General features: G+C 46.6%; 11 protein-coding genes. 5 read left to right on the top strand and 6 right to left on the bottom strand.

Annotated elements, in window-relative coordinates; translation table 11 throughout:
• Positions 1 to 19: 19 nt before the first annotated feature.
• The 3 genes from tdh to COW15_RS13965 all read right to left on the bottom strand — a co-directional run bounded on the left by tdh (position 20) and on the right by COW15_RS13965 (position 3226).
• Positions 20 to 1045, bottom strand: a complete 1026-nt coding sequence (gene tdh / locus COW15_RS13975) for an L-threonine 3-dehydrogenase (RefSeq protein WP_293633133.1) — start codon at positions 1043 to 1045, stop codon at positions 20 to 22.
• 10 nt (positions 1046 to 1055) lie between these two features.
• Entirely contained in the window at positions 1056 to 2249 is a 1194-nt protein-coding gene (locus tag COW15_RS13970) for a glycine C-acetyltransferase (protein WP_293633132.1), read from the bottom strand.
• Between the two features lie 329 nt (positions 2250 to 2578).
• On the bottom strand, positions 2579 to 3226 hold the full coding sequence (locus COW15_RS13965) for a TetR/AcrR family transcriptional regulator (protein WP_293633131.1): 648 nt from the start codon (positions 3224 to 3226) through the stop codon (positions 2579 to 2581).
• A gap of 183 nt (positions 3227 to 3409) precedes the next feature.
• Between COW15_RS13965 and waaA the strand changes: the two genes are divergently transcribed.
• Positions 3410 to 4675: a lipid IV(A) 3-deoxy-D-manno-octulosonic acid transferase gene (gene waaA, locus COW15_RS13960; RefSeq protein WP_293633130.1), complete on the top strand. Its 1266-nt coding sequence runs from the start codon at positions 3410 to 3412 to the stop codon at positions 4673 to 4675.
• A 13-nt stretch (positions 4676 to 4688) separates the two neighbouring features.
• Here the strand turns inward: waaA and COW15_RS13955 are convergent, their stop codons facing one another.
• Complete coding sequence (locus COW15_RS13955; protein ID WP_293633129.1) at positions 4689 to 5444, bottom strand: 3-deoxy-D-manno-octulosonic acid kinase; 756 nt, start codon at positions 5442 to 5444, stop codon at positions 4689 to 4691.
• Between the two features lie 98 nt (positions 5445 to 5542).
• Here COW15_RS13955 and COW15_RS13950 point away from each other — a divergent pair, with 98 nt between their 5' ends.
• From COW15_RS13950 to COW15_RS13940, 3 genes are all read left to right on the top strand, one after another.
• The gene (locus tag COW15_RS13950; protein WP_293633128.1) at positions 5543 to 6595 is read left to right on the top strand and encodes a glycosyltransferase family 9 protein; all 1053 of its coding nucleotides are present in this window, start codon (positions 5543 to 5545) and stop codon (positions 6593 to 6595) included.
• Positions 6596 to 6662: 67 nt separating this feature from the next.
• Positions 6663 to 7748 carry a glycosyltransferase gene (locus tag COW15_RS13945; protein ID WP_293633127.1) on the top strand — a complete coding sequence of 362 codons (1086 nt, stop codon included), beginning with the start codon at positions 6663 to 6665 and terminating at the stop codon, positions 7746 to 7748.
• Positions 7749 to 7778: 30 nt separating this feature from the next.
• Complete coding sequence (locus COW15_RS13940) at positions 7779 to 8855, top strand: CDP-glycerol glycerophosphotransferase family protein (RefSeq protein WP_293633126.1); 1077 nt, start codon at positions 7779 to 7781, stop codon at positions 8853 to 8855.
• 35 nt (positions 8856 to 8890) lie between these two features.
• Here the strand turns inward: COW15_RS13940 and COW15_RS13935 are convergent, their stop codons facing one another.
• Together COW15_RS13935 and COW15_RS13930 are read right to left on the bottom strand one after the other, a co-directional pair.
• The gene (locus tag COW15_RS13935; protein WP_293633125.1) at positions 8891 to 10063 is read right to left on the bottom strand and encodes a glycosyltransferase family 4 protein; all 1173 of its coding nucleotides are present in this window, start codon (positions 10061 to 10063) and stop codon (positions 8891 to 8893) included.
• 319 nt (positions 10064 to 10382) lie between these two features.
• Positions 10383 to 11453, bottom strand: coding sequence for a glycosyltransferase (locus tag COW15_RS13930; RefSeq protein WP_293633124.1), 1071 nt, complete (start codon positions 11451 to 11453; stop codon positions 10383 to 10385).
• A 294-nt stretch (positions 11454 to 11747) separates the two neighbouring features.
• Between COW15_RS13930 and coaD the strand changes: the two genes are divergently transcribed.
• Positions 11748 to 12239: a pantetheine-phosphate adenylyltransferase gene (coaD, locus tag COW15_RS13925; RefSeq protein ID WP_293633123.1), complete on the top strand. Its 492-nt coding sequence runs from the start codon at positions 11748 to 11750 to the stop codon at positions 12237 to 12239.
• The last annotated feature ends 70 nt before the right edge of the window (positions 12240 to 12309 follow it).

Raw genomic sequence — 12309 nt, 5'->3', positions numbered from 1 at the left:
GAGTTATCTCAGCTGGGGATTAATCCCAGCTGAGGATCACTTTACCCGATTGACCCGAGCCCATAGCCTCGAAGCCCTGTTGGAAATCATCAATCTTGAAGTGGTGAGTGATGATTGGGGAAATGTCTAAGCCAGATTGGATAAGGCTTGCCATCTTGTACCAGGTTTCGAACATTTCGCGGCCGTAGATGCCCTTAATGACCAGACCCTTGAAGATCACTTTGCTCCAATCAATCGCCATTTCGCCACCCGGAATTCCGAGCATAGCGATTTTGCCGCCGTGGTTCATGGTATCTAACATGGCGTGGAAGGCCGAAGGTACGCCAGACATCTCCAGACCCACGTCAAAACCTTCGGTCATGCCCAGTTCTTTCATCACGTCTTTCAGGCTTTCTTTCGATACGTTGACTGCGCGGGTAGCTCCCATTTTACGGGCTAACTCTAAGCGATATTCGTTAACGTCGTTGATCACTACATGGCGCGCACCTACATGGCGACACACGGCTGCAGCCATAATGCCGATAGGACCTGCGCCTGTGATCAACACGTCCTCGCCGACTAAATCGAAGGACAACGCTGTGTGAACGGCGTTACCGAATGGGTCGAAGATAGAGGCTAAATCGTCGCTGATATCATCGGGGATTTTAAAGGCGTTAAAGGCGGGGATCACTAAGTATTCGGCAAATGAACCTTCGCGGTTTACGCCGACACCAGAGGTATTACGGCATAAATGGGTACGGCCAGCGCGGCAGTTACGGCAGTGGCCACAGGTGATATGGCCTTCGCCAGATACGCGGTCACCAATGTTAAAACCACGAACTTCTTGGCCTATATCAACCACTTCACCCACATATTCGTGGCCGACAACCATAGGCACAGGAATGGTTTTTTGTGACCATTCGTCCCAGTTGTAGATATGCATGTCGGTACCGCAAATCGCGGTCTTTTTAATCTTGATCAGCAGATCGTTATGGCCCATTTCAGGCTTAGGCGCATCGACTAACCAAATGCCTTTTTCGGCTTTTAACTTGCTTAGTGCTTTCATTTGTAGGGTCCTAAATAATCGCCATTTCTTTGGCAATACGGGTAAAGGCTTCAATCGCTTTGTCGAGTTGCTCACGGGTATGTGCCGCCGACATTTGCGTACGGATCCGGGCTTGTCCCTTTGGAACGACAGGGAAGGAGAAGCCAATCACGTAGATATGCTCTTCTAATAAGCGGTTAGCAAAATCGCTTGCCAGTTTCGCATCACCAATCATCACTGGGATAATCGCGTGATCGGCACCGCCTAAGGTAAAGCCTGCCGCTGACATTTTTTCGCGGAAATAACGGCTGTTTTCCCAAACCGCTTCGCGCAGGGCTTGGCCGGATTTGAGCATCTCTAATACATGGATTGATGCGGTCACGATAGAGGGCGCTAATGAGTTAGAAAACAGGTAAGGGCGAGAGCGTTGACGTAACCAGTCGATGACTTCTTTTTTACCCGAGGTGAAACCGCCCGATGCGCCGCCTAGGGCTTTGCCTAGGGTGCCAGTAATGATATCGACACGGCCCATCACGCCACAGTGTTCGTGGGAACCGCGGCCGTTTTGGCCAACAAAGCCCACGGCATGGGAATCGTCTACCATCACGAGAGCGCCGTATTTATCGGCTAAATCACATACGCCTTTAAGGTTGGCGATCACGCCATCCATGGAGAATACGCCGTCGGTGGCGATCAAAATATTGCGCGCACCCGCTTCTTTCGCGGCGATCAGCTGAGTTTCTAAATCCGCCATATCGTTATTGGCGTAACGGAAACGCTTAGCTTTACATAAACGCACACCGTCGATGATTGAGGCATGGTTTAAGGCATCGGAGATAATCGCATCTTCGGCATCTAACAGGGTTTCGAACAGACCGGCGTTTGCATCGAAGCAAGAGGAATACAGAATCGTGTCTTCCATGCCGAGGAATTCACTCAGGCTAGCTTCTAGCTTTTTATGGATATCTTGGGTACCGCAAATAAAACGTACCGACGCCATACCAAAGCCGTGGCTCTCTAAACCTTGCTGGGCGGCTTTGATCAGCTCGGGGTGATTGGCTAGGCCTAAATAATTGTTAGCGCAAAAGTTAACAACTTCTTGGTGATTAACTTGAATGGCAGTCTGTTGCGGTGAGGCAATAATACGCTCGCTTTTGTATAAGCCTTCGGCTTTGATATCTGCAAGCTGTTGATTAATCTGTGCGTAGAATGAGGTAGAGGCCACCTGATATCTCCTTAGTTAACTTTATTCTGATTCTGGGAGTGGCGGCATTCTAACTCTAAACCTAATTGGCCTACAGCCTTTTTTTCATGCAGCTTAGCCAGATAAATTAGTTTAGGGGTAAAGCCGTTATTACATTATAAAAACTAATGTGTAACATCAATTAATCGTCATTCGAAAATGCTGAAATTGACCTTTTTGAGTGGCTTAGTGATAAGCTCGTTACCTAGCTGGCAAAGGATTATCCTAATGGATTTGGCCGCCCGCACTCAGTGTTATGACTAGTAAGTCTAGTCCCTAATGCGGGCTTCCCGTATAGGAGTTGGGGATATTTAGCTAGGTTCTTGGTTGGCTAAGTCGTGATAATGCTGCTCTAGGCGCGTAAAGGTCGCGATGGACGTTGGTGTCGCATAAGCTTTGAAAATCATCAGTACCCTTAGCACACCTTCGTAGAGGGTCGCTTTAGTGATGGTAGAGGTGCTGGATTGAGTGAGTTGATAGCCAATCCAAAAGCTGACGATCATCTTGATGGTATCCGCGAGCGGGGTGATTTTGTCGGTATCGACACTTAAAAAACCATCCTGTTTAAGCTGGTGCAACACTTGGCTAGAACGGGTCAAGACCTGTTGTTGGGCATGCAGATAGCGCTTTTTCAACTCTTCATCGCGGGCGAGAATATCGGCAAGATTGGCGTACATAAAGCGAAATTGCCATAGGGTATAGAACATGGCATCGAAGTAGCCAATTAACAGTTCTACATTCACCTGCTTCCCTTCATAGGGTTGGAACCCTGACTCGAGGTGATTTTCATAGAGGCTGAAAATAGAGCGAATAATGTCTTCTTTATTACGGAAGTGATAATAAAGATTCCCGGGACTCATATTTAAGTGGGCGGCAATATGATTCGTCGTGATATTTCGTTCGCCGTGCTCATTGAATAGCTCCAGGCTGGCATAGATGATTTTGTCGCGGGTTTTCATAAGTTATCCAAATTGCGAGTGTAATTGGGAAAGCTAACCAACGACCGCCATACTGCTGGTAAATTATCCCTCATTTAAATCGTATCGAATGTTTGGTTTGATGAACGAACAAAAATTCAATGTGATGGCTATTATGCTAACATTGCCGCTATTCATCAGGCAAAACCCATAAGCACGTTTTTTATGAATCGATTTTTTTACAGTGCGCTGCTTTATCTTTTATCTCCTCTGCTCATTGTCTATTTGGCTTTTCGTGCCATTAAAAGCCCCGATTACCTTGGCCGTTGGGGGGAGCGTTTTGGTTTAACGAGACTTAAATCGACGGATTTACTGATCCACTCAGTGTCTATGGGGGAAACGCTCGCGGCGATCCCGCTTATTCGCCTGATTCAGCAATCTCACCCTGAGCTAAGTATTACGGTCACGACCAGCAGCCCTACGGGATCGGCAGAGGTGCGCAAAGCCTTTGGTGGTTCGGTGCAGCATTGTTATCTGCCCTTCGACCTGCCTTGGTGTGTGAATCGGTTTTTACGCCAGCTATCCCCGAAATGGTGCCTGATTATGGAAACTGAGCTGTGGCCTAACTTAGTCGCAATTGCAGCCAAACGAGGCGTACGTTTGATGCTGGCCAATGCTCGCCTGTCGGCTAAATCGGCGGCGCAATATGCTAAGCGTCCAAAGCTCAGCCAGCCTATGCTGCAACGACTCGATGTGATTGCGGCGCAGACGCAAGTGGAAGCGCAGCGCTTTATCGAACTCGGTGTATCGCCAGACAGAGTGACAGTCTGCGGTAGCTTGAAGTTTGATCTCAGTATTACCCCCGAGCGTTTAGCCAATGCCAAGCTATTGCGTCAGACTTGGGGGCGCGAAACATCGCCGATTTGGGTTGCGGGCAGCGTACATCCTGGTGAATTTGACGCTATGCTCACAGCCCATAGGCAAGTATTAGCACAATGGCCCGATGCCCTATTGATTATCGCGCCGCGTCATCCGGAACAGTTTAACTCCGTTGCCCAAGTGGTTGCGGCGCAAGGTTTTGAATCCGTTCGTCGCAGCGAAAATCAGCCCGTGACGCCTAAGACGCAAGTGCTGGTGGGCGATACCATGGGCGAATTGCTCACCTTTTATGGTGCCGCGGACCAAGCCTTTGTCGGGGGGACATTGATCGAAAACGGCGGCCATAACCCCTTGGAGCCTGTCGCTATGGGCGTGCCTGTGATGGTGGGACCAAACCACTGGGACTTTGCCCAAATTACCCAAATGCTGGCGGATGCGGGTGGTTTGCGGATTGTTGGCTCAGCGCAAGAACTAGGGCTAAATCTTATCCAATACTTTGAAACTCCTTCACAACGCCAACAGGCGGCGAGCGCTGGTCTTGCCGTGGTGGAGGCGAATCGCGGTGCCTTGCAGCGGCAATTTGCGCTAGCGCAATCCCTAATAAAGGCTTAATACGGCTGGTGAATTAGGCGCTTTGCATTGCCCCTTGATAGCCCTTCATCAGTGATGCCCAGTTATCGGCGCTGAAAGCAAGGCTTGGCAGTTTGCCTTGTTCTTTATTGAAGGAGCGTAATAGTCTGTCTAGATTGGCTTTTTGCCATTGCGGGTTCGGTGTTTTTAATTCACCTCGGTCGAAATCGATAAGATAAAAGCGTTCCGGCGTCACTGACTCAGTTTGCGCAGGCTGGAACAGAATATTTTTGGCATTGAGATCGGCATGATACACACCACGCTGGTGGAATTGGGCGATAGTCGCGCCCAACACCTGCCATTGCCCCGTGCTCATTATTTCTTTACTGAGTTTAGCGACTAAATCTTCGGCACCTTCGACCCGTTCGATAATAATATCGGCGCGGTAAAATAATCCATCGCGCACTATGTTGGCGGCAATCGGTTTAGGTACGGCAAAATCTTCGCGATACAAAGTGTCTAATAAGCGTAACTCACCCAGGGCACGGGTATTTTCAAGGCCTGTATAAAGGTAAGCGTCTTTACTGAATTTCTCCATTAAGCCGCCACGCCAATAGTGGCGTAATACCCAATGGCTAGCGCCAGAAGCGACAAACCAGGTGGTGTAGCGGCCCTTGGATGAGCCGACGACAGCCTCTTTAGCGCGCCAAAAATCCACCGAGAACCAAGCTGGAGCGATAGCTGTTGGCGTATCTTGGCAAAGCGCCATATGGCCTTGGGCGGTTTTTATGATCTGTATCTGAGCATTCATCGGAGAATTGTTGACTTAAGCGTGGCACCTAGGGCCATTCTACATTAAGATCCTTAGCTTGCGCCAAATAACCTTAAAAGCTACGAGCTTCAACCCTAATGAGTTTACATCCCAATAGTATGAATTCCCTTTGTTTACTGCGGCTATCGGCTATCGGTGACGTCTGTCATGCCGTGGCTATGGTGCAGGCGATTCAGCGGCAATATCCCGAGCTTAAGATTACTTGGGTAATAGGTAAGCTTGAGTATCAATTATTGAAGCACTTACCCGGTATTGAGTTTGTTATTTTCGATAAATCTCAAGGCTGGCGTAGCTATTTTAACTTACGTAAGGCCTTAAAAGGCAGACGGTTTGATGTGCTGCTGCATATGCAGGTTGCCCTACGCGCAACCTTGGCATCCCTAGCCATCTCGGCAAAAGTACGCATAGGTTTCGACCGTGCCCGTGCTAAAGAAGGCCAGTGGCTGGTGACTAATCACAGGGTTGAGCCCTTAACTCATCCCCATGTGCTTGAAGGATTTATGGGTTTTGCTAAGGCGATTGGAGTTAACGACCTCACGCCACAGTGGCATATTCCGGTGCCGATTGCTGATACTGAGTTTGCAAAGACGCAGATTAAAGATGATGAGAAAGTCTTTATCATTTGTGCCGCCGCCAGTAAGGCCGAGCGCAACTGGTTGCCCGAGCGTTATGCCGCTGTCGCGAGCCATGCGATTGCGAAAGGATTTAGAGTTATGCTCTGTGGTGGCCCAACTCAACTTGAGAAGGATTTAGCCGAGCAAATTTTGCAGGCTTGTCCCGCTAAGATCGATAATTTGGTGGGTAAAACCAGTCTGACGCAATTATTGGCGCTGCTAAAACGCGCAAGCCTAGTGTTAGCGCCCGATACGGGTCCAGCGCATATGGCCGTTACCCAAGGCACGCCTGTTATCGGCTTATATGCCCATTCCAATCCGGGGCGAACCGGGCCCTATCTATCGCGGCAATATGTGGTGAGCGTCTACGATGAGGCGATAAGTTCCCAGCATAGCGGCGAGGTAAAGTGGGGAACTCGTGCTAAGGGAGAGCATCTTATGGCATTGATCGGCGTTGAAGCCGTGATTGAGAAGTTTGAGCTGGTAGTTCAGCAGGGCTCAGTTAAGGCCTGTTAGATTCGGTCTCAGGTATTTAACGGCACCCTATTGCCGTGCGTTTTTAGATTATGTTAGGAGACAAGTCATGCGGATAGCCATTGCCATCGACAGTTTAGCGGGCGGCGGGGCCGAGAAGGTCATGCTGACCTTAGCTAAGCAATTTATACACTTAGGGCATGAGCCGCATTTCTTAGTCATGGAGGATAATCAGTACTATGAAACTCCGGATAATTTGCCTGTTCATCAATGTTTTGCCGACAAAGATAAAGATTATGATCACTTTGGGCGCCTAACGGCTTCGGTCAATAAACTGCAGACAAAAATTGCCGAGATTGAATCTCGAGTGGGTAAGTTCGATTTATTCCTCTCAAATCTAGATAAAACCAATTTGATGATGACTAAAACGGGAGTGTCGCCACTCTATGTGATCGTTCATTCCTCTGTAGAAGAAGAGTTGAGCCGTCAATTTAAGCTCGGCCCATTCGCCTACCTTAAAAAGCTCAGAGCCAAAAAAGCCCTCAATGGTCAGCATTTGATTACCGTCTCAAATGGCATAGCAAAAGAGATTAAAGATAAAGGTCGTTTTCATCCCGCATCCATGCAGACCATCTATAATCCATTTGAATTTAATGAAATTGTTGCTCAGTCGCAGCAAGAGAATCCTCAAATTCCTCAGGGTGAATACCTTATTCATGTTGGCCGCTTTGCTAAACAGAAACGCCATGATGTGCTGTTTGAAGCTCTGAAGCTCACACAAAATCAGCTACCCGTTGTGCTTTTGTGCCATAACCACAAAAAAGCCATCAAAGCGGCGAAAAAGTTCGGTATTGAGAAACGCTTAATCATTCCCGGGTTTCAAAGTAATCCCTTCCCTTGGATAAAACGCGCTAAGGCACTCGTGCTCAGCTCAGATTTTGAAGGCCTGCCCACAGTCTTGATTGAATCATTAGCCTGTGGAACCCCAGTTGTTAGTACCGATTGCCCCCATGGACCAAGTGAGATTCTAACTGGTAATTTATCGCCCTATCTAGTGCCGCGCCGCGATCCTAAGGCGTTGGCAAAAATGATCGATGAAGTGGTCAAGCAGCCACCATCCTTAGCGGAGGTTGAAATCTTGGCAAAGGTTGATGCGACCTTGATTGCCAAGCAATATTTGGCACTGGCAAAATAATTTAACCTTTAGCCTTGTAGGAGGATGCGGGTGGAAGAAGTCAAACAAGCGAAGAGACGTTACTTATTGTACATTGCACAGAATTATTCCTATGCGATGCTAAGACCCATCCAGCAAGTTATTTGGGATAGGGGCGATGAGGTCTGCTGGTTTTTAGAGGGGAAGGAGGTCGATCCTAAGTTTCTAAAGGCCGATGAGCGGCGCTTGCTGAGTATCGATGCCGTTAAAACTTGGAAACCCGATGCCGTGTTTGTTCCGGGTAATGTTGTGCCCAGTTTTATTCCTGGTGTAAAAGTTGGTGTATTCCATGGCTTTAATGCGGGGAAAATGAACCATAAGGGCCGTGAAGATCACTTCGAAATCCGCGATTGTTTTGACTTATATTGCACTCAGGGCCCGGCGACAACACTGCCTTTCCTCAAACTGGAGAAAAAGTTTGGTACTTTTACCGTCGCCGAAACGGGCTGGCCGGCATTAGACCCTCTTTTTCTTGAGAATAAAGATAATCCCTATATCAAAGCGGATGACCCAAGGCCAGTCGTACTCTTTTGCTCGACATTTTCCCCTAGCTTGACCTGCGCGCCCGCGGTATTTGAACAGATAAAAGCCCTGTCGCAAAAGAGCCAATGGCGCTGGTTGGTGCAATTTCATCCTAAGATGAACCCTAGGATTGTGGAGCAGTACAAGGCACTGGAAAACGAGAATTTACAGTTTGTTGAAACTGATAATGTGATCCCTTTACTGCAGGCTGGGGATGTGATGTTGTGTGACACCTCATCGATTCTGTTGATGTTTTTAATGCAGCGCAAGCCTGTAGTGACCTTTAAAAATCAGTCACCAAAAGATCATTTAATCGACATTAGCCGAGTCGAAGAGATTGAGCCAGCATTAGCCAGAGCGCTCAGCCGTCCCGAAGATTTGATGGTGCATATCCATGATTATTGCAACCAAATCCATCCAACGGGTGATGGTCAATCTAGCCAACGTGTTTTGGCTGCGACAGATGCCTTGATTGATAAGGGCACAGGTTGGCTGAAACCTAAGCCTTTGAACTTGCTGAGACATTTTAAAATGCGCCGTAAGTTAGGCTATTGGAAATTGTTTTAAGAAAAAGTAAGGCCGACATAGTGTCGGCCTTGTTTTTAGCTTTGTGCTTTAGTCTCTTCGACCAGCTTAAAGATAATCTCTTGCATGTTTTTCTGAAAATCTTCAACGCTGTGGTTAGCTTTGATGTAGTTAACCGCTTTTAGCGCTAGCTCTTGGCGCAGAGGCTCGTTTTCCATCAAATGGCGGATGCCGTCGACAAAGAGTGGGACTTTATCGAAACCATCGCCCAATACCGTGCCAGTAAATACCCCAAATTGGCTGGTGAGTACATCGGGATCACGACAGCTCACGAGTAGCGTTCCGTAGGATAGGGCTTCCAAAAACGAAATTGGTAGTGCCTCGTGGATTGAGGTGTTCACTAAAATCTTAGCGTCCTTAATCAACAGTGCTTTTTTCTCGCCCTCAACATGCCCTACAAAGTGTAAATTAGGAATATCAAGGTAGTTATTCATGATGGATTGGTTTTTCTTGGACTGTCTAAAGGATTGACCAAGCATGAAAAACTCATATTCTGGCATCAGTTTGGCAATCTCACAGAACAACCAGCCACGCTTAACCGACTCGATACGGCCGAGGAAGATAATGTGATTTTTCTTCGGATGGGTTTCGACATCGAAGCTGTGATCGATTTCGATAGGATTAGGTAAGTATTTGATCTCGGTTTTATCGTCGAGGTTGTAGAGATCCCGCGCTTTTCTATCGAGAAAACGTGCTTGAGAAATAAACGAAACTTTACCCGCGGCCCATAGGTCGTGGACAAACTGATAAATGTTGCTATCCCAATAACTTTTCTCAGGAAAGAGTTTTACTGTATTAATTTCGTCCCACTCGTAATCGGGGCGTGGATCTTGAACCCAGAACAACAGTTTTTTATCGATATTTGGGATTGTTTTAAGAATACGATAGGAATGGGTCGTCATTTCGATGGATAAAAAAAGATCATAGTTTTTCTTTTTTAAGAATCTAATATTAAGAAAATCCATAAACTTAGCGGCAAGACGATACACTTTGATACCATCAATCATATAACGACGGGGAATTAAGCGCTGTTTACTACAATCTTTCTTTATCAGTACTTCTACTTCAATGTTCTCATTGGGTAAGTGTTTGGCGATAAGATGACGCGCCAGAAAGCCGTATCCACCGTATACTGTACCTGTGCCACCAAAATATTCATCGACTAATAAAGCGACCTTTAGCTTACCCATAATTACCCCAAAAATACCCACAAACTCCATTTGTGAGACAAATTTATTCGAAGACGAGTATTTTGAGGTTTTTAATTCTGCCGATCAATTAAATAATTATTTTATTAATACAGAACGAAGTTTTGTATAGCTAGATTTTTTTAAATGTGTTTAATTTGTATCAGTTTAATAAAAGCATGAGGGGGTTTAATTGAATTGAAATCATAATTGATACAATTGTTATGTAAATATTTAACACACACCCATTCCGTATCATTTTGTTGCAGCATCAATGGGAGCCAATATAAGAAATGGCGTTCCCATTAATCATGACCGATAGTTATTGCGCTAACTGAATATATTGCGTGGCAATATATTGGCTGTCTACGGCCTTTAATATTTCTAGGTTGTCTAGGGATGGTGGTGAGGCCAAGCACTCGAGTGCCTTCTGTGCTAATAGCGCAGGTTGACGAACGGGGACTAAATACTTGGCTAGATGCCCTGTGAGAATTTCATTAGGGCCGTGCGGACAGTCAGTACTGACAACGGGTGTCCCGCAGGCTAATGATTCAATGACTACTGTGGGTAAACCCTCAAAATCGGAACTCAGCAGCATTAATTCTGCCTTGGCAATCCAAGCATAGGGGTTGTGTTGAAACCCTGGGGTGATAATACGATGTTCAACCCCGTATTTTTTAGCTAATTTTCGGGCCTTGTTTGGCCTATTACACAGCAGGACTAATTTAGGTGCCGTTGGCATGTCCCGCAGAGCCTTGAAGAGAATATCATGGCGCTTCTGGCGAGTAACTCGACCAACATGGATCATGAAAGGTTCATTGGGAATGTCAGCGATGACCCCTTGAGCCTTATGTTTGATTTCTGCGAGTCGAAAAGGGTTGTATATGGTTTGCACACTCTGGGGTTTTAGCCATGGGGTGGCCCTTAGCTCGTCGGCAATGCCATTAGAGACTGTGATAATTTTTTTACCGATCAGCGCTTTGGCTTTTTTCCAGCGCCGCCAAAAATGCACTGGGCCGCGTTTTAGCTCCATCAATAATTCTTGCTTTAGCGCACAATGGCAGAAGTAGTAGCAAGGTTCAAAATGGCAGCCGGAAACAACTACATCGCAGTCGGTCGAATTGCTTAAAAACAGTGAAAACTTGCCGGTTTCCTCGATTTCTTTCACTTTAGCTTTGAGGTGCGACCTTTGTTCATCTAACGAAGTTTTTTGACCCGCTTCAAATAGATAGTGAATAGTAACATTTTGAGGAGGCATAAAATCGCCTTCTTTGTGAAACACAAATAAGTGAACATCTTGCCCGGCTTCCTGCAGCACTTCTGCCTGGGATAAAGCTATTTTCACTGTGCCGTTGGAGAAAAAGTTATGGCAAAAAATCGCGATTTTTTTCATAGGAATGCTCTTATTGCGTTGCTCTGTAAGCCGTTGCTTTCAATCAAGTTGTCTAAGCTACAACCGCGAGTAAAGACGGGGCGCTATTTGGGGCTATTCAATCCCTCTCTGCTAAGTGGCTGCATTATATCAGTTCACGCCTTTACATGGGCTTAATCCCAAGTATTCTTGCTATTTTTTAGTTTTTTATGGGTATTTAAAGCGGTTTTTGCCGTGATTATTCACTCGCTTGGCTAAAACGAGTAGACTGACGGGCAACGATTTTATGGTATCCATATAAGTTGGGTCAGCAAAGTGCACACAAGAGCAGTTTATCCAGGGACCTTCGATCCCATTACTAATGGTCATGCCGATTTAATCGAGCGTGCGGCTAAGTTATTTAAACATGTGGTCATTGGTATTGCCGCCAATCCTTCAAAGCAGCCTCGATTCACCTTAGAAGAGCGGGTTGAACTGGTCAATCGTGTGACCGCACATCTGGATAATGTCGAGGTCGTTGGATTCTCTGGTCTGTTGGTCGATTTTGCCAAGGAGCAAAGGGCCAGTGTGTTGGTGCGTGGCCTGCGGGCTGTATCTGATTTCGAATACGAGTTCCAATTAGCGAATATGAATCGCAGATTGAGCCCAGAGCTTGAAAGTGTGTTTTTAACTCCCGCCGAGGAGAACTCCTTTATTTCTTCGACCTTAGTAAAGGAAGTCGCCTTACATGGTGGCGATGTGAGCCAATTTGTTCACCCCGAGGTGGCCATGGCATTAGCGGCAAAGCTTAAGACCGCTAAGGCGTAGAACTGGCAAAGCGAATGATCTTTTGTGGTATTTTTATGTTAATTTTGAGGCATTGTGACCTCGCGATGAT

The organism is Shewanella sp. CG12_big_fil_rev_8_21_14_0_65_47_15 (assembly GCF_002783505.1).
Lineage (GTDB): Bacteria > Pseudomonadota > Gammaproteobacteria > Enterobacterales > Shewanellaceae > Shewanella.
The sequence above is the reverse complement of the archived record's forward strand: the minus strand, read 5'-3'. Positions and strand labels throughout refer to the sequence as shown.